Genomic DNA, 17,085 nt, shown 5'->3' with positions numbered 1-17,085 from the left:
GAACGAGGGAGTATGACGCGAGTCATTATCTATTCCGGTAAAGGTGGCACCGGCAAGACGACGCTCTCAGCCGCAACCGCAGTGATGCTGGCCCAGTCTGGTCGCCGCACGCTGGTGTTGTCGAGCGATCCTGCTCACTCGCTGGCTGATGTGATGGGGATCTCGATCAGCCGCGACCGGCCAACGCCACTCGCGCCTCATCTCTATGGGCTGGAAGTAGATACGATTTATGAGTGGCGGCAGAACCTGGGTGGGTTTCAGCAGTTCGTTACGGCAACCTATTCCGCCCGCGGTATCGAGCGCTCGACCGCCGCGGAACTGGCAAATCAGCCCGGCCTTGATGAAATCCTGGCTCTGCAACGGGTTATGGATGAAGCGCAAAGCGGACGGTGGGACGCGATTGTGCTCGATACCGCGCCGACCGGCAATACGCTGCGCCTGCTGGCCTACCCTGAGATGATCATTGGCGGTGAAGCCGGTAAGCGTCTCTTCCGCGTCTACCGCGGGATTGCCAATGTGGCCCGTCCGTTCCGGCGCGATTTGCCCGATGATCGCTTTTTTGAAGAGGTCGGTAAGCTGCTCGAACGGATGGATCAACTGGCCAATTTCCTGGTTAGCTCGGCAGTGTCGGTGCGGCTGGTCTTGAATCCGGAACGCCTGCCGCTGCTCGAGACGCGCCGCGCCTATACGTTCCTCAGTCTGTATGGTTTGCAGCTCGATGCGGTGCTGGTCAATAAGATCTTGCCCCGCCGCACCGACCTGGGCCCCTATTTCGATTACTGGGTGAATCTGCAACAGCAGTACCTGGCTGAGATTGAGGCCAGTTTTGCGCCAACGCCGATCTTCCGCACTGTGCTCCAGGGTGGTGAACCGATTGGCGTCGAGGCGCTTGCGCACGTCGGTCGATTAACGTTTGGCGATGTTGATCCGGGTGCGCTCTTGTACGATGAGCGACCAATCTGGCTGGAACAGTGGAGTGAAGATGGTGAGCCTGGTCAGTATGACCTCTGCTTGCGCTTGCCCTTCCTCGAACTTGATGAGGCGATTGAGATTAACCATAGCGGGCCAGATCTGACAATTACGATTGGTCGACTCGAACGCACTATCGCTTTGCCGCGGGTGTTGTACGATTGCGCGCTCGGTGAGCATCGCTACGAAGATGGTATCTTGCGCCTCGCTTTCTATGAGGCAAGCGCCGCGCGCGCGAATGGCAAACAGCAGGTCGAGGCGGCCTGACCGATCAGTGTATGTTGTCGCCGTTCCGTTGTCTATTCCGGTGGCATTACGCGCCGGCTGCGAGCATGCTGCATGCGCACACTAATCTTCTCTGCCCATCATCAATTGCAACAGAGTGCGACTGCGCTCGCAACAGCCTGTCACGCCGCTCGTCGCGGCTATCGCACTCTGCTGGCTTCGAGTGGCCCCGGCCATCTGATCGGTCATTTGCTCCATCAGACGCTCGGTTCGCGCCCGCTTGAACTTGAGCCGAACCTCGCCGCAATGGAGATCCATCCTCACGAAGAGGTGGCGCGCCGTTGGGAGCAGGTGCGACCATCTCTGCGGAGCGGGCTGGTTGCCCGCCTGCGCGATCTTGGCGCCGATGAGTTGCCCGCTTTTCCTGGCATTGATGCGGTGGCGGCAATGCTGGTGGCCGAACGCGCTCGCCAGTCGGGACGGTTTGACCTGCTTATTCTGGATGGCCCCTCTCCCGATTCGTTGATCCGCGCTCTGACTCTGCCTGATGTGTTGCGCTGGGCAGTGCGGTTGATTTTTGGCCTTGATCGCGGTCCTGGCAAGTCGCGCGCTTCGCAGGAACAGGCAATGATCCCGGCGGCGATTGTTGCTCCTAGCGCTACCGCTCCGCTTCAGGAATTGCGGATTGAGCTTGAACAACAGCGCGCCCGGCTTGAGACCGACAGCGGGGCGCGGGTGCGTATGGTTGTGTTGCCGCCTGAGTTGCGTCTGCCGCCTTTGCGTACCGCGCTCACCGCTTTTGGGCTGTTTGGCCTGGCCAGCGATGAGGTGATCGTCAACGGTTTGCCTGAACAGGTTGATGCCGAGAGCCGTCACGACTTTAGCCATGAAACCAGTCGCGCGCGGCCATTGCTGCGCATCGGGCAGCTCGATCTGACGCCGACTGATCGCGATACATGGGCTTTGCGCGGCGCGGCGCTTTATCGCGATGGCGATATTTTCGTCGCTGAACCGCCGCGCCCAACCAGCACCGAGCGCGATCTGCGACTGCTGATACCCTTTATCGATCCGAAGGCGCTTGATATTGCCGTGGCTAGCGAAGAGGTGGTCGTTCAGCTCGGTCAGTTGCGCCGCCATGTGTTGTTGCCCGGCCTCGTTGACGGTGGTCGCCTCAGGGCGCGGGTAGAGGGTGAATTGCTGCGGTTGTGGGTAGAGTAGTGAAGGAAACGCCTATGTCAGTGCTTGCCCAGACGATCGCGATCGAGCGCCCACCGGCGCGCCCGATTGACGCGCCGCCGACGGCCAAGTATCTGGAATACGCCAATGAGGTGGCCACACGTCTCGCCGGTAAGCTCAGCGCGCGCGAACGACGGCGGCTTGAGGGTGAACGGGCATTGCTCGCGCGCGCGCGCTTTGTGGAGCTGAATGGCGTCGTCCATCACTATCAAGATGTAGGCCCGCTCGATGGCGAGCCGTTGCTGCTCATCCACGGCTGGGATTGTTCGTCGTTCTGGTGGCATCACGTGATCGATCCACTGGCTCAGGCCGGTTATCGCGTGATCAGCTACGATTTGAAAGGTCATGGCTTTTCTGATAGCGACCCGCGCCAGGATTACACCGTCGCCGGGTTTAGCGCCGATTTGCTGGCGCTTATGCGCGCGCTTGACCTTGGCCCGGCGCATCTAGCCGCTTTCTCGCTCGGCGCGTTTATCGGGTTGCACGTGGCCGCGCGCCATCCTGAACGCGCGCGTTCGCTCATCTTTTTCAACTTTAGCTTGCTACCTTACAACAAATTTGCTTCGGCCTTCGTGCCGCGTCTGCTTGATACGGTCTTCAATCGCGTGCTCCGCCCAATCGAACGGCGTAATCTCTGGTGGCTGCCGTTCATCTATGCCCGGCTGGTGATGGCGCAACATACACCCTCGATTAGCGATATTCGCCTGGGCACGCTCGGTCTGCGCTATTGCGATCCGGCTGCGGTGCGCGTTTCTGCCACCGAGTTGTCGCGACCCGAAATCTTGCAGGCCGTCGCCGAACAGGCTAAAGCCATCCGGCAGCCGCTATTGCTGGTGGCTGGCGCCAACGACCCGATTATGCGCCCGGCAGATGGTCGCAAACTGGTGGCGTTGACGCCGAATGGGTCGTTTCTGGAAGTGCCAAAGTGTGGCCATCTGATCTTGTTTGAGTTGCCCGAGCACGTCATTCAGATTATGCGCCTCTTCTTGAAGGGCGTTCGCTAGGGAGGTCGGCACTATGCAATTGTTGCTTCGTTCCGGCGGCCAACAAATCCTGATTGATATGGAACGGTCTGATGACCGCCCCTTGTCGGTCGGACAATACACCTATCGGCCTCGGCGGATGGCCGGCAAAGTGCGTCGGTTGGTGGCAAAGATGTGGCCCGATCTGCCATCATCGGTGCTCGATGAGCGCCTGACCTTTGAGGCGATTGATAACGGACGCGATACCGCCTGGGGTGATAGCGGGAGCTTTTCGCCGCGCGCCGGCTCGACCGTGCTGCTTGGTCGCTGGGATGAGGATGGGAGCGTGGCCATCGCCCTGCACGAACTGGCTCACGAGATGCATTTGCGTCACGGTGGTTACGATGAGAGCGATGGTGTGGTGCGCGAAGCGCTGGCAATGCTGGCCGAGCGCGAAGCCGGCCTCCGCCGCTCCTTTGAACGGGAACCGTACTATTCGGCCTGCCAGTTGATCGAACAGCTCGAAGAGTTGCCGGCCTTTAATCGAATGTCGTTTAGCAAGCGCTGGGCCGAAGTGGTGAGCGTGACCTCGGCAACCGGCCTGGCCGATCTGATCCATTACTACCTGGATCGTAGCGAACGCCTGGGTTTAGCCCGTTGGCTTGATCGACTGACGAAGAATGTGGAAGTCCGTGATCAGTTGCTGGCCCGGCTGGCCAATACGTCGCTGCGCTATAGCCTCGATCTGCGCCGTCACTTGATCAAGAAACTGGTGCGCTGCAAACCTGAAACACCGGTCGATCAGTTGCTTTATGTGCTTGATTCGATTGCGACCCTCGACCGGCGCTATCCAAATGATGATCTGGAGCGGATTATCGATTTCTGTTTTTCGCCGTATGTGCCGCAGCGTCGTCGTCTCTTCGCCTTTGGCTCGCAATAGAGAGGAGCGCGTATGAATCGCTTCGAGGAAGAAAATCCGACTGTTAACTGGTTACCCGGATTTGTTCGCCGCTGGTTTGGTCTGACTAACGAGAATCCGCGCGCGCGTGCCGGTTCACAGTATCAATGGATGCCTGGTTGGTTGAAGCAGTTGTTGAATCTCGATGAGCCGACTCCGTACCCCGCAGAACCAGGAGCGCCGCCGGCGGCAGCGCCGTCGCGCCCGACGTATACGCCGCCACCGCGTTCGTATACGCCTGGCCCGGCCACCTTTACGCCCACGTCGCGGAGCTTTAACCCCTCGAGCTATCAGCCAGCCAGCGAAACCGCGCCTTCATCGCCGGCCCGCTCGAGCCTGTCCGGCGATGAATTGCCCGCTGATGTTCAGCCCATCGGCTATCTGCTGCACTCGTATGCGCGTGGCGCTTTGCCGCCGCAGGGTCTCGAAGCCTTTACCCGCGAGGTGCGGACGACGACTGAAAAGGTGTTCAACTTCTACGGTCACTGGCTCCGCTTCCAGACCGAGGAGCTGTTGCGGATCGCTGGCGATCTGGGTAAGGCCGTCGTTGAAGCCTTGCCCGGTGAAAATCCGAAGCCGTCGTCGCCGACAATTCGCCGAATCAAGGTCGTTGCTGACAATGGCAATGGACCGCAGGCCGAGCGTAGCGCATCGGTATCGCCACAGCCGGCAGCGGCTGTCGCTGCGCCAGAGGTGGCTCCAGAAGGAGCAACCGGGACACCGGCAGACTCTTCGCCAGCATCCACTGAACCTGAACGCAATGAGTAACCTATGGCTCGTCCAGTGGTCATTATGGGCGGGTGGTTGTCATCACCCGCCGACTATTTCGGGATGGCGCGCATTCTGGCGTCGCCGCCATACAATCGGATCGTCTATGTGGTCGATTTTGGCCGGTTAGCCTGGGCCAGGCTACGCGATCCCGATTTTGGGCCGGCGCTCGATGCGCTGGCGGCAACGGTCAAAATTGCCCTGGCCGAAACCGGCGCCGATAAGGTCGATCTGATCGGCCACAGCGCAGGAGGACGGATTGCGCGCGCGTATCTGGCTGATGAACCGTATCAGGGGGTGCGCTACGCCGGCCACGAAGTCGTTGCCAGCCTGACGACATTGGGCACAGCGCATGCTACCTCTGAAATCTGGGTGAAACAGTTTGCCGACTGGCTGGAGGCGCGCTATCCCGGCGCAGCGTTTCCCCACGTGAAGTATCGCGCTGTGGCCGGACGTAGCGTGCGTGGACGCCGGTTTGGCTCGCCGGAAGAGATGGTTGCCTATCGCTCTTACGAAGTCTCGTTTGGCAACGGGAATCTGATCGGTGACGGAATTGTGCCCACAGCGGCCTGCTATCTGGCCGGCGCCGATAACCTGATCCTGGAAGGCGCGCGCCACGCGCCGTATAACGCTCCCGCAACGTGGTACGGCGCCCGCGATGTGGTGCCGCTCTGGTTTGATGCGTAGTCAGGAGCGCTATGCCTCGCCCGCTTGTGATCATCGGTGGGTATCTGACCAGCCCACGCGATTTTGCGGCCCTTGCCCAGACTCTGGAACAACCGCCGTTTGATTTTCGCGTCTTTATAACGCCAATCGGTCGGCTGCGTTGGGCCTTGACCCGCGATTGGGATTTCCGCCCTGTGTTGCGGATTGTGCGTGACACGGTAGCGCGCGCGCTGCGCGAAACCGGCGCTGAGACGGTCACCATTGTGGCGCATAGTGTCGGTGGCACGGTGGCGCGGATGTACCTCGGCGATCAGCCGTACAAGGGTGAGATCTACGGTGGTCATCGGTTTGTCCATCACCTGATCATGCTCGGCACGCCTCATCATAGTCAGGAATTCTGGACGCGGCAAACCGTCGGTTTCACCAATCGTTGTTATCCGGGTGCGTATTATACACATATACGCTATACCTCGATCATCGGGCGCAGTATTCAGGCTAACCGGCATGGCCGCTGGATCGAGCGAATGGCGTACAACAGCTATGTGCTGATCGATGGGCCGGCTGGCGCGCAGGCATGGGGTGACGGTATTACCACGCTGACCTGCGCCGCCCTGCCCGGCGCCGAGTATCTGGTTGTGCCCGGGTTGCACCACTCGTCATTGCATGGCCGACCGTGGTACGGCGACCCAGCAGGGTTAAGACACTGGCAACGAGTGTTGTCAGGTTCGGCATCGGTTGTTGTTTGAAATGTCGCTGATTTGTACTATAATACAAATTGCATGAAACAATCGCACTTTGACCGGTTCATTCTGTACGCAATGGCGGCTGTGTCGAGTCTGTCACTGGCGTGTTATACCGCAGTGCTCTACCTCTGTCGGCAAGAGGCTGTTGCCCATCAGCCGCAACGCGCTGCTTTGCGCAACCGGCTGGCGAACGTGGCGCACGCGCTCGACTGGCTGATGAACGCGATGGTTGCGCTGGTCGGCATTGGCCGGCTCTTCCGCGAAGAGGATTTTGGCGGGCAGTACCAGCCGCGCTGGTTGAAGGTCTACTTTATGATTACCGGCCCGTTGCCAACGATTGGCATGGTGGGGGCAATGATTACCGGTCATCGCTGGGGTACAACGATGCGTGACCATCCACATCGGCGGCGATGGCATCGCTTCTTTGCCTGGCTGGGGTACGTGAGCTGGTGGCTCAGTTTCATCCCGATCTTCTTTCAGCCGTGGCTAAACCGGCAGGCGGCGAAAACGGAAGATACGACATCAGTAGTGGCTTAAGCTGAATCGCCTTCAGGCGCGAGGGGGAATGCATGACAACTGCACCTTCGGTTGATCCGACGACAACAGGCGCGGCAGCGCTCGAACAACAAGAGCTGTTTGCTGCGACCAACCGCGCCTACGACATGGTGTTCAAAGGCACGGTCGATTTCTTTGTGATCAAGGCGGCCAAAGATCTGGGGCTGTTCGACCTGCTGGCTGCCGAACCGCGCGCGCTGGCCGATCTGGCTGCCTTGACCGAGACGGTTCCGCCACGGCTTGAGAAGTTCTTGATTACTCTCGAACAGGTGGGGCTGGTGACCCGGCAAGATGATCGCTGGCAGTTGACCCCTTTCGCCGATCAGTTCTTTGCCGATCCCGAACGCCATCGCAATATGACGATGGTGCCGTTCGTTGATTACATTTCCGATCTGATCGAAAATTACTATCTGCGCCTGGCCGATGTGGTGCGGGGGAAGGTTGATTTCACCAGCATCGTGCCGCATCCGCCGCGCACGCGCGAAGATAGTCTCTTCTATGAGACGTTGCACCGCTCGAACATTCAGCTCTTCGTCGAGTTGCTGGTCAAGCGCGCTCGCCTGGCCGATGTGCAAACGCTGGTCGATGTCGGTGGCGGGATTGGCGATATTGCCGCTGCGCTCTGTCAGGCTTTCCCCAATCTCAAGGTGACGTTGATCAATCTGCCCAGCGCACTCGATCTGGTGCGCGAAAATGTGGCAGCAAAAGGCTTGAGCGACCGTATTACGCCCGTGGCAGTCGATATGTATCGCGAGCCGTATCCGCCCGGTGATGCGGTGCTCTTCTCGCGCATTCTCTATCCGATGAATGCGCAGTTCTGCGCGATGTTGCTCAAGAAGGCTTACGATGCGCTGCCCAGCGGCGGGAAGGTGCTCATCCTTGATATGGTGATCAGCGATCCGCAGCATCCCAATTATGATTACCTGACTCACTATCTCTGCGCGATTGGAATGAGCTTCTCGGTGCTTGAGTTCAAGGATCACGCCATCTACCCTGATTTGTTGCGTCAGATCGGTTTTACCGACATCACCTTCGACGAAGGGTACGATCACGTTCTGTATCAGGCTGTGAAACCGTAACATCAGGCAGTCGTTCTCTTGTGACCGGCGCAGCTTCTGCCCGGCGATGCGGTAAGCAACTATGATTTCGACTGAACAGCGCGTCTCGCTCAGCCGAAAAATTCGGGCCCACATTGAGCTTGCCGACCCGGTGACCTGGATTTCACCGGTGCTGGTCTGCTTCTGTGGAGCGCTGGCCTCCGGTTACGAGCAAGGCTTCAATTGGGCGCGGCCCGATCACTGGTGGCTCATGCTGCTCGGCGCTCTGATGACCGGGCCGCTCGGCACCGGCTTCAGCCAGAGTATTAATGACTATTTCGACCGCGATCTCGACGCGATTAACGATCCGCAACGCCCGATTCCGGCTGGTATCGTGACCCTGAACGAGGCGCGCTGGAACTGGATCGTCCTCGGTACGGCGACGATGCTGGTCTCGCTCGTCTTCGCCAACCCGCTCATTGTCTTCTTCGCCTTCGTCGGGATCGTGCTGTCGGTGATCTACAGCATGCCGCCGATCAAGCTCAAGAAGCGGTTCTGGTTAGGGCCGCCGGCAGTCGGTCTCGGTTATGTCAGTATGAGCTGGATGGCCGGCCATCTCATCTTCGCGCCGTTGACCTGGGAGAGTGTGCTGGTGGCGCTGATCAATGGCGGCCTGGCTGCCGGTCTGCTCTTTCTCAATGACATCAAGAGCGTTGAGGGCGATCGCAAACTGGGCTTGCAATCGCTCACGGTTGCGATCGGGGTGAAACGTACCCTGATCGTCGCCTATCTGACGATTAATGGCTTCGAGGCAATGCTGATGATACTGGCGTTGATCTGGGGACAGTACTGGGTGGCGGCGTTTATGCTGCTGGCTCTGGTAGCGCCGATCTACAATCAGATCAAGCTCTATCAAGAGCCTACCCAGCAAAACTATGTGCGCTACCTGCTGGCCTCCAATCCGTTCGTTGCGTTGATCCAGATTGTCTCGGGTTTTCTCGTGGGCGGCTATTTTGGCTGACCGTTTAAGGAGGTGCGAACATGACGGAGACTGAAGGTGAGGTGCGAGTGCGCAGCGTCCCGGTGCGGCGCAGCGACAGCTTTGTCGAGTCGGCAATGGAGTTTGGCGGCGGAGTCGCTCGCCTTGGTTTCTCGGTCTTCACCCTGCCGTTTGCGCTGCTGCCGCCGGAGTCGCGCCAGCATATGCGCAATGCGACCAAGGAGCTGTTGTACGCTTTCGCTTCGCTGCCGCGCGATTTCGCCGAGATTGCCGGCAAGAGCATCGAGAAGTGGGCGGCTGAGGGCGAAGAGAAGACTGAGGCGAAGTAGCGCCGATTGCTCGCTGTGAGCAGAGGAGGTAATGTAGTATGAGCAATGAAACGACGAACGAGCGTGACGGCTTGTTTGAGATGGCGGCAGGTTTTGTGGGTGGCGCTACCCGGATCGGTCTGACTGTAGCGTCGGTGCCGCTGGTGTTGCTGCCGCGCAATTCGCGCCGCCGCGTCCGCCGGGCGATGGCTGAAGTGGCGCTGGCCGTCGTCGCTTTCCCCAAGGAGCTGGCCAATATCTCCGAGCGGATAGTCGATGACATCGTTGCGGCTGAGCCACCGCAGATCTCGTTGCCCAGCCCCAGGCAGGTCGGTGAGCAGGTGCGCTCGTTTACTGAGCGGCTGTCGCGCGCCGCAGAAGAGCTTGGCACCAGCTTTAGCCGGGCCGCCAGCCGGGCCGCTGATGCGGTCGAGCAGGGCGCGGCCAAGGTTGACGAGTGGGTTGAGTCGCCTCCCAAGACGCCACCCGCTCCCTGATCCGGTGTGGCGCTGCGGAGTTGACGCAGAGGCGGGGGATGTGATCGCAAACGTCCCTCCCTCTGCGTCTGTCTCTGTAATTGTGAAGCAAGATTGGGTCTGTTGCGCGGTTGACCGGCAACCGAGCCGTGGTATGCTGTAAAGAGGAGATGGTGCAGGATGTTGCACCCATTGGCGCGTTCAGTCCACGGAGCATCGTTACTATGCGGATCGTTATTCTCGGCGCCGGCTATGCCGGTTTGCGCGCGGCGCTTGATCTGGCCCGTTTTCGTCGCGAACAGCAGCTCGATGTGACTGTTCAACTGGTTGACCAGTATCCGTATCATCAATTGATCCAGTTGTTGCACCTGACGGCAACTGCCGGGATTACCGATCAGAAGTCGATTTATCAGCTCGATCAACTGTTGCAGGGACGTGACATTGAGCGGGTGGAAGGCCGGGTGACGGCTATTCAGCCGCTTGAGCGAGTGGTCAGGCTGGCTGATGGGCGCGCGCTGACGTATGATCGCCTGGTGCTGGCCCTGGGCAGCGAGACGGCGTTTAATGCCCCCGGCGCGCGTGAGCATGCCTTTCCCTTGCATAACTTCTCGCACGCGATTGCGCTGCGTAAACATATCGTGAGCCAGTTTACCCGCGCAGCTTCCATCACCGATCCGACCGAGCTGCGCATCACGATGACGACCGCGATTGTCGGCGGCGGCTATACCGGCTGTGAACTGGCTGGCGAGCTGGCGGATTGGGCCGATGATCTCTGTCGGCAGACGGGCGCGCCTCGCAAAGAGGTGCGGATCGCGCTGATTGAACGTGAAGGTCATCTGTTGCCTCACCTTGGCCCGTGGGCCAGCCACGAAGCGGTGCGCCGATTGGAACGGCTGGGGGTGAATATCTTTCTCAATACACCGGTGACGCAGGTTGAACCTTGTCTGTTGCGCTTCGGCGACGGGCGAATTCTCCGCGCCGGCACGATTGTCTGGGGCGCTGGCGTGCGCGCGCCGGCCCTGCTGGCTGAAGCCGGTTTTCCCACCGACCGCATCGGTCGCGTGCTGGTTGATCGCTATCTGCGCGTGAGTGGGCAGGCAGTGGTGTTCGCTATCGGTGATTGCGCCGCAGTTGCCAATGGTCGCGGCGGTTTTCTGCCGCCAACGGCGTCGTATGCGGTTCGCCAGGGCGCGCATCTGGCGCAGGCGCTGGCCGACGAAGCGCGTGGGGTGGCGCCTCGTCCTTACGAGCCGGTTGAACTCGGTGAAGTGGTCTCGCTGGGGCCGAATGACGCCATCGGGAATGCCCTGGGTGTGCCGGTGCTGGGTTATCCGGCGGTGATGCTGAAACGGGGTATTGAAGAGTACTACCGCGCAACGATTGAGAGCGCTTAAGCAACAGGAGTGCAAGTATGTTGGTGCAGGAACAGTTCGTCTCGATCAAAGCGCCGCCTGCCACCGTCGAGCGGTATCTGACCGATCCGCAGTTGCTGGCTGAGTGGCGTTCGCCGCTGGTCGTATTTGAGCCGATAGAGGGCGATTTGATGACCCTGGGCAGCAAGCATAAGCTGCGCTTGAAGTCGCTGGCGCTGGCTGGCGCAACCTATATGGTTACCGAACGCGATAGCAGCCACATCCTGCTTACCATCGATGGTCTCTGGCGCGGCCAGGAACTCTGGCGCTGGTTTGCCGATGGCGACCGCACTATTGTGCAACATCGGGTTGAATACGAGGTGACTGATCCAGGTTTGCGCGTCTTTGTGGCCGGAATCGGACAGCTCTTTGTGTCGCTCGATATGCGGGTTGAACTTGACCGGCTGCGCATGATCCTGGAGGGGCGTAGCCAGCCGGTAACTGCCCGGTCGTAGCGGTAATAACATGTGGCGGCGGGTGCGCAACTCGCCGCTTTCCGTTTCGCGGTCGTGTTGCAGCAAAGCGCAGATACTGTGCAGGCGGCGGGCACTTAGCGCAAGCGCGCAACTCGCCGCTTTCCGTTTTGTAGTGGTTTTGCATAAAAGCACAGATATTGCACAAAAAGTGCATCGTTTCAGCCTCTACAATCTGCCCGCTCACTGTGCTAGCATACTTCTATCGGTTGTGGTTCGCGCGCAAAGAGGTTAGCTATGGCTCGACAGCAACGGTTTAGCCCACGCGATGAAGTCTATCTTGCCAGTACCAGCTTTGAAGTGTATATGGTTGCCGGCGGGGTCTTCATTGGTCTGTTTGGCCTGTTTTTTGCAATTAGTATCAAAATCGGTATGGCGTGGCTGGTGTGGCCGGCGCTGGTAGTTTCGGTCATTGCCGGCGCAATTACGCTCTACCGGCTGTCAAAACGTGAGCATAAACGCAAGCTGGCCGAACTCGAAGCGGAGTATGCCGCGAAAAACCGCCTGCCACGCGGCGATTAGCCGCAGCGCGCGGCCAGATGACGTTGGGGTTGGGATACAAGATGCCGCCATAGTCGGTTTGGCGCCAGTCGTTTCCTGAGCCTCTCTCCTCGCTCTCCCCGGCAAACGACGCAAGCGTTTGCGCGCTTGCGTCGTTTGCTTTTGGGTGTTTGCTCAATCCGGCCAGTCCAGCAGTGCCGCGAACAATATCAATACCCGCCCCGGTATCTGCCGGGGTAGAGTGGGCAACGCCTGGCGCCGACGCGCTGCCGGTGTGAGCTGTTTCCGATCTGCGCTGCCGTATGGCGGGCAATTCTGGCTTGATGCGGCAGGTTTTTGTGCCTTCCTTCTTTCATTCGCCGGCTATGTTTTCTGGCATCTGCGGGTGGTGGCCTCAGCCGGTGACGCGGTGTTCCATTAGCCGACTATGTTTTCTGGCATCTGCGGGTGGTGGCCTCAGCCGGTGGCGCGGCATTCCATTCGCCGGCTATGTTTTCTGGAATCTGCGGGTGGTGGCCTCAGCCGGTGGCGCGGTGTTCTATTTGCCGCAGCGTCTGGCGCTCGTGGCCGGTCAGGTGCTATGATCTTTTTTTGCTCGATGTCAGGTACAATATCCTAGTCATGGCGCGCCAGCGTTGCGCCATCTGTGGGGAAGCCATCCTGCTCACGCCTGCCGGCATGTTCTGCGCAAGCAGCGTCAGACCCGCGTGCCGTCAGTGGAGCCGGTGTTTGCGCCTGAAGACACACTCCTATGACCGTTTCCTTGCCGATCCGAATCGAAGGCGGCCTGTTTAGCCCCGACCTGGTCGATCAGCTTCTGGCGGAAGAATTGCCCGGTCAGCGCGTCGCCGATTTCGGCCTCGAGGCGGGCCGTTCCCTCACCGACGAGATCGCTGCGGTGTTGACGGATGCCTCCGCGATGTGGGAAGTGTTTCGTCGCCGATTGACCCGGTTGCCGGCGACCGATCCCGCAACCTCACTTACCCGCGATGGCTGGGTTATTCCGTTTCTCAGTCTGCTCGGCTATGAGCTGACGCGCCAGCCCGGCGCCGTCGAGCTGGGTGGTATGCTCTTCCCCATTTCGCATCGGGCCGGTGCCGGCGACGATGCGCCCCCCGTTCACATTGTCGGCTTCTACCACGAGCTGGGGCGCACTGCGCCATCGCTCCCGGCGACGGGTGACGGTCGCGCTACCGGGAGTGGCGAGCGGGGGCGACCCGCCGGCGGCAGATCGCGCCTGTCGCCGCACGCGCTGATGCAAGAGTTTCTGAACCGTAGCGATCATCTGTGGGGGATTGTGACCAACGGTCGCGTCTTGCGCGTGCTGCGCAATTCGACCTATATTCGTCGCCAGTCGTACCTTGAGTTCGACCTCGCGGTTATTATTGCCGAACAGCGTTTCCCCGAGTTTGCCGCGCTCTACCGCTTGCTCCATCGCTCGCGCCTGCCGCAGAGCAGCGCCGATGCCCACGAATGTTTGCTCGAACGCTACTACCAGTATGCGCTCGAGCAGGGAGGCCGCGCGCGTGACCGCCTGCGCGATAGCGTGGAACAGGCGATGAAGATCCTCGCGAATGGTTTTCTCCGTCACCCGGCCAATACCGACCTGCGCAACTCGCTGCGGCAGACTGCCGACGCTGCCGTTGTGTTCTACCGGCAGTTGTTGCGGCTGGTCTATCGCCTGCTCTTCCTGCTCGTTTCTGAGGAACGCGGTCTGATCGGCGCGAATCCCGTCTACCAGGAGCACTATAGCGTATCGCGTCTGCGCCGGCTGGCATCAGATACACCCTTCGATCCCGCCGGCGCAGAGAGTGTGTACGGGCGATGGCGACGGTGGGCAGACGACCACGAAGACCTCTGGCACAGCCTGCGCGCGCTCTGGATGGTGTTTGCCGATGAGCGGCTGGCGGAGCTGCTCGCCGTCGCGCCGCTCAACGGTGAGTTGTTTGCCTGGCAACCGCTGGATGAGTGCGTGATCGGCAACCGCGACCTGCTCGCCGCTATGTGGCATTTGACCCGCTATCAAGAGCGCGACAGTGATCTGCCGCGCCTGGTTAACTACGCTGCGCTTGACACCGAAGAACTCGGCTCGGTCTACGAGAGTCTGCTCGATTTGCATCCGGTCATCGATTGGAACGATGCGCTGCCGTGGTTTCAGATGGAAACGAGCGGTCAAGAACGCCGCTCGACCGGTTCGCACTACACCCCGCCCGATCTGGTGACTCCGCTCATTCAGCACGCGCTCGAACCGGTCTTGCAGGAACGGCTGGCCGCCTGCCGGACGAATGAGGAACGAGAGGCAGCCATCCTGAACCTGAAGGTGCTCGATCCGGCCTGTGGTTCCGGGCATTTCCTGCTCGCGGCGGCGCGGCGGCTGGGGAAAGAGCTGGCCCGCCTGCGCACCGGCGAAGACGAGCCGGCCCCTGAGGCGCTGCGTCAGGGTGTGCGCGATGCGATCACTCATTGTCTCTACGGCGTAGACAAGAACCCGCTGGCGGTGGAACTGTGTCGGGTGGCGCTCTGGCTGGAGAGCCACGCGACCGGCAAGCCGCTCACGTTTCTGGAACATCGCATCCGGCACGGCGATTCGCTGGTTGGGCTGCGCGATCTGACCGCGCTCGAAGACGGCATTCCCGATGAAGCCTACAAAGCGCAGGGCAATGCCGACCGCAAGCGCCTGGCCGAGGCGCGCAAGCGCAATGCCCGCGAGCGCGATGCCGCGCTCTTTCGACACGGTTTCATCTCGCAGCCGCTGGCCGATTTTGCCGCCACCATGGGCCGGCTGGCCGCGCTGCCCGAAGCGACCATCGAGCAGGTGCGGGCCAAGCGCGCCGCCTATGAGCAGGCGCAAAACAGCCCCGACTTCCAACGCCTGCAACTGGCCTGCGATGTCTATACCGCCGCCTTCTTCCTGCCATCGTTTGCCGCTGCCGGCCTCGTTCCCACCACCGCCGCCATTCACGAGGCGCTATCGCGCGGCAGTCTGACCGATGCCCGACAGGCCGCCGCCGTGCTGGCCATCCGCGCCGACCGCGCCTTCTTCCACTGGGAGCTGGAGTTTCCTGAGGTGTTTCACCACCAGGACACAAAGGCCACAAAGGGTTCTGATTCTTCTGATCTTCGAGACCTTTGTGCCTTTGCGGTATATACCGCCGGCTTTGATGTGATCCTGGGCAATCCGCCGTTTATGGGCGGGTTGCGCGTCAGCGGCGCCTTTGGCGAGGCGTACCGGAAATGGCTGGAATACGCGCTGCAACCCTTCGGCGGCACAGCCGATCTCTGCGCCGCCTTCTTTCGCCGCGCCTTCAGTCTGCTCAAACCCGGTGGACGGCTGGGCATGATCGCGACCAACACCCTCGGCCAGGGCGACACCCGCGAAAGCGGCCTGGCGGTCATCCTCAAGCAGGGTGGCGTCATCGACTTTGCCCGGCGCTTCGTCAAATGGCCCGGCCAGGCCAGCGTCGAAGTCAATCTCGTCGCGCTCACCCGCGCGCCGGCGCGCGCTCAAGCGCCCGCGCGTTTGCCCCTGCTCGACAACACCCCCGTCCCCTTCATCTCCTCCCGCCTCGACGATCAGCCCGAACGCGAACCGCAACGCCTGCAGCAGAATGCGGGGAAGGCGTTTCAGGGCAGTATTGTGCTTGGGATGGGTTTTGTTCTGCAACCTGAGGAGGCCCAACAATTGCTAACACGGGACGCTCGCAATGCTGATTGCCTCTTCCCCTATCTGAACGGCGAAGACCTGAACAGTCATCCTGAACAGCAACCTAGCCGTTGGGTGGTTAATTTCTTTGATTGGGATTTAGAACGGGCGCGCAAATATCCTGAGCTGATCAAAATTGTGGAAGAGCGCGTCAAACCAGAACGCGAGAAGTTACGCGATAACATTCCTATTCAGGCAAAGCGCAAAAAGTTTTGGTGGCAGTATGGTTCAGCAGCATCTCAACTTTATCGCGCCATCGCCCCTCTGCGACGGGTGCTGGCGCGGAGTCGGGTGAGTGAAATGCACATGCCCGTTTTCGTATCACAAGGCTGGGTGTATAATGAGCAAACCATCGTCTTCGCCTTCGATGACGACTACCACTTCGCCCTGCTCCAATCTGCCGTGCATGAAACCTGGTTGCGCAAACAGGCCTCCAGCCTGCGCACCGACATCCGCTACACCCCCACCGACTGCTTCGACACCTTCCCCTTCCCGCCGGCAGAATACGCCGCGCCCGGTCTGGCGGAACTGCTGACACAGCCGGTCTTTGCCCGCGCCGCGCAAATCGACGCCGACTACCACGAACACCGGCGGCAGACCATGCTGGCGCGGCAACTGGGCCTGACCAAAATCTACAACCTCTTCCACAATCCGGCCTGTCAGGATGCCGACATCGCCCGCCTGCGCGAGCTGCACGTCGCGCTGGACAATGCCATCCTGGCCTGCTACGGCTGGCAGGATGTGGACCTGGGTCACGACTTCCACCAGAACGAACGCGGGCAAACGCGCTTCATGCCGGCAGCGGAGGCGCGGCGAGAGTTGATATTCCGGCTGATGGAATTGAATGAGAAGGTGGCAAGGGAGGCGGTCGATTAAAGAACGTGATAGCGTGATGATTGTTGACGTTGGCGATAGTGGCGTCGAGTGACTCTTGATCCGACCGCAGAGGCCGCCGAGGCCGCAGAGGGCCTATCGGCAATCGGCAATCGGCAATCGGCTATCAGCTATCGCCTATCGGCTATTGATCCTACCGCAGAGGTCGCGGAGGTCGCAGAGGGCCTATCGGCTATCAGCTATCGGCTATCGGCTATCG

The 17,085-nt window shown here is 60.4% G+C and carries 17 protein-coding genes; all 17 read left to right on the top strand.

The window, feature by feature from the left end; genetic code table 11:
• Positions 1-12 precede the first annotated feature (12 nt).
• The 17 genes from Q0650_RS09425 (at position 13) to Q0650_RS09345 (ending at position 16,868) form a co-directional block, all read left to right on the top strand.
• Positions 13-1,236, top strand: a complete 1,224-nt coding sequence (locus tag Q0650_RS09425) for an ArsA family ATPase (RefSeq protein WP_298818273.1) — start codon at positions 13-15, stop codon at positions 1,234-1,236.
• 72 nt (positions 1,237-1,308) lie between these two features.
• On the top strand, positions 1,309-2,412 hold the full coding sequence (locus tag Q0650_RS09420) for an ArsA-related P-loop ATPase (protein WP_298818271.1): 1,104 nt from the start codon (positions 1,309-1,311) through the stop codon (positions 2,410-2,412).
• Positions 2,413-2,426: 14 nt separating this feature from the next.
• Entirely contained in the window at positions 2,427-3,434 is a 1,008-nt protein-coding gene (locus Q0650_RS09415; RefSeq protein WP_298818268.1) for an alpha/beta fold hydrolase, read from the top strand.
• Between the two features lie 13 nt (positions 3,435-3,447).
• Positions 3,448-4,332 (top strand): hypothetical protein, encoded by an 885-nt coding sequence (locus tag Q0650_RS09410; RefSeq protein ID WP_298818266.1) that lies wholly within the window; start codon positions 3,448-3,450, stop codon positions 4,330-4,332.
• A gap of 12 nt (positions 4,333-4,344) precedes the next feature.
• The gene (locus Q0650_RS09405) at positions 4,345-5,118 is read left to right on the top strand and encodes a hypothetical protein (protein ID WP_298818264.1); all 774 of its coding nucleotides are present in this window, start codon (positions 4,345-4,347) and stop codon (positions 5,116-5,118) included.
• A gap of 3 nt (positions 5,119-5,121) precedes the next feature.
• Positions 5,122-5,805: a triacylglycerol lipase gene (locus Q0650_RS09400; protein WP_298818262.1), complete on the top strand. Its 684-nt coding sequence runs from the start codon at positions 5,122-5,124 to the stop codon at positions 5,803-5,805.
• An 11-nt stretch (positions 5,806-5,816) separates the two neighbouring features.
• A complete protein-coding gene (locus Q0650_RS09395; RefSeq protein WP_298818260.1) occupies positions 5,817-6,530 on the top strand; it encodes a triacylglycerol lipase in 714 nt (237 codons plus the stop codon).
• Positions 6,531-6,563: 33 nt separating this feature from the next.
• Positions 6,564-7,064, top strand: a complete 501-nt coding sequence (locus Q0650_RS09390; RefSeq protein ID WP_298818258.1) for a hypothetical protein — start codon at positions 6,564-6,566, stop codon at positions 7,062-7,064.
• A gap of 32 nt (positions 7,065-7,096) precedes the next feature.
• Positions 7,097-8,161 carry a bacteriochlorophyllide d C-20 methyltransferase BchU gene (bchU, locus tag Q0650_RS09385; RefSeq protein ID WP_298818254.1) on the top strand — a complete coding sequence of 355 codons (1,065 nt, stop codon included), beginning with the start codon at positions 7,097-7,099 and terminating at the stop codon, positions 8,159-8,161.
• 61 nt (positions 8,162-8,222) lie between these two features.
• Positions 8,223-9,140 carry a (bacterio)chlorophyll synthase gene (bchG, locus tag Q0650_RS09380; protein WP_298818252.1) on the top strand — a complete coding sequence of 306 codons (918 nt, stop codon included), beginning with the start codon at positions 8,223-8,225 and terminating at the stop codon, positions 9,138-9,140.
• A 20-nt stretch (positions 9,141-9,160) separates the two neighbouring features.
• Positions 9,161-9,448 (top strand): hypothetical protein, encoded by a 288-nt coding sequence (locus tag Q0650_RS09375; RefSeq protein ID WP_298818250.1) that lies wholly within the window; start codon positions 9,161-9,163, stop codon positions 9,446-9,448.
• A gap of 38 nt (positions 9,449-9,486) precedes the next feature.
• Entirely contained in the window at positions 9,487-9,924 is a 438-nt protein-coding gene (locus Q0650_RS09370; RefSeq protein WP_298818248.1) for a hypothetical protein, read from the top strand.
• A 203-nt stretch (positions 9,925-10,127) separates the two neighbouring features.
• Entirely contained in the window at positions 10,128-11,297 is a 1,170-nt protein-coding gene (locus tag Q0650_RS09365; protein ID WP_298818246.1) for an NAD(P)/FAD-dependent oxidoreductase, read from the top strand.
• Between the two features lie 17 nt (positions 11,298-11,314).
• Positions 11,315-11,770, top strand: coding sequence for an SRPBCC family protein (locus tag Q0650_RS09360; protein ID WP_298818244.1), 456 nt, complete (start codon positions 11,315-11,317; stop codon positions 11,768-11,770).
• A 255-nt stretch (positions 11,771-12,025) separates the two neighbouring features.
• Positions 12,026-12,310, top strand: coding sequence for a hypothetical protein (locus tag Q0650_RS09355; protein ID WP_298818242.1), 285 nt, complete (start codon positions 12,026-12,028; stop codon positions 12,308-12,310).
• Between the two features lie 380 nt (positions 12,311-12,690).
• Complete coding sequence (locus Q0650_RS09350) at positions 12,691-12,873, top strand: hypothetical protein (RefSeq protein WP_298818240.1); 183 nt, start codon at positions 12,691-12,693, stop codon at positions 12,871-12,873.
• 167 nt (positions 12,874-13,040) lie between these two features.
• Positions 13,041-16,868, top strand: coding sequence for an Eco57I restriction-modification methylase domain-containing protein (locus tag Q0650_RS09345; RefSeq protein WP_298818238.1), 3,828 nt, complete (start codon positions 13,041-13,043; stop codon positions 16,866-16,868).
• Positions 16,869-17,085 lie beyond the last annotated feature (217 nt).

Origin of the sequence: uncultured Chloroflexus sp. (assembly GCF_937129525.1) — a bacterium.
Classification (GTDB): Bacteria; Chloroflexota; Chloroflexia; order Chloroflexales; family Chloroflexaceae; genus Chloroflexus.
The sequence above is the reverse complement of the archived record's forward strand: the minus strand, read 5'-3'. Positions and strand labels throughout refer to the sequence as shown.

Excerpts from the sequence above, each read along its gene's own strand:
- Q0650_RS09425 (WP_298818273.1), top strand. The coding sequence starts at position 13 with ATGACGCGAGTCATTATCTATTCCGGTAAAGGTGGCACCGGCAAGACG.
- Q0650_RS09420 (WP_298818271.1), top strand. The coding sequence starts at position 1,309 with ATGCGCACACTAATCTTCTCTGCCCATCATCAATTGCAACAGAGTGCG.
- Q0650_RS09415 (WP_298818268.1), top strand. The coding sequence starts at position 2,427 with ATGTCAGTGCTTGCCCAGACGATCGCGATCGAGCGCCCACCGGCGCGC.
- Q0650_RS09410 (WP_298818266.1), top strand. The coding sequence starts at position 3,448 with ATGCAATTGTTGCTTCGTTCCGGCGGCCAACAAATCCTGATTGATATG.
- Q0650_RS09405 (WP_298818264.1), top strand. The coding sequence starts at position 4,345 with ATGAATCGCTTCGAGGAAGAAAATCCGACTGTTAACTGGTTACCCGGA.
- Q0650_RS09400 (WP_298818262.1), top strand. The coding sequence starts at position 5,122 with ATGGCTCGTCCAGTGGTCATTATGGGCGGGTGGTTGTCATCACCCGCC.
- Q0650_RS09395 (WP_298818260.1), top strand. The coding sequence starts at position 5,817 with ATGCCTCGCCCGCTTGTGATCATCGGTGGGTATCTGACCAGCCCACGC.
- Q0650_RS09390 (WP_298818258.1), top strand. The coding sequence starts at position 6,564 with ATGAAACAATCGCACTTTGACCGGTTCATTCTGTACGCAATGGCGGCT.
- bchU (WP_298818254.1), top strand. The coding sequence starts at position 7,097 with ATGACAACTGCACCTTCGGTTGATCCGACGACAACAGGCGCGGCAGCG.
- bchG (WP_298818252.1), top strand. The coding sequence starts at position 8,223 with ATGATTTCGACTGAACAGCGCGTCTCGCTCAGCCGAAAAATTCGGGCC.
- Q0650_RS09375 (WP_298818250.1), top strand. The coding sequence starts at position 9,161 with ATGACGGAGACTGAAGGTGAGGTGCGAGTGCGCAGCGTCCCGGTGCGG.
- Q0650_RS09370 (WP_298818248.1), top strand. The coding sequence starts at position 9,487 with ATGAGCAATGAAACGACGAACGAGCGTGACGGCTTGTTTGAGATGGCG.
- Q0650_RS09365 (WP_298818246.1), top strand. The coding sequence starts at position 10,128 with ATGCGGATCGTTATTCTCGGCGCCGGCTATGCCGGTTTGCGCGCGGCG.
- Q0650_RS09360 (WP_298818244.1), top strand. The coding sequence starts at position 11,315 with ATGTTGGTGCAGGAACAGTTCGTCTCGATCAAAGCGCCGCCTGCCACC.
- Q0650_RS09355 (WP_298818242.1), top strand. The coding sequence starts at position 12,026 with ATGGCTCGACAGCAACGGTTTAGCCCACGCGATGAAGTCTATCTTGCC.
- Q0650_RS09345 (WP_298818238.1), top strand. The coding sequence starts at position 13,041 with ATGACCGTTTCCTTGCCGATCCGAATCGAAGGCGGCCTGTTTAGCCCC.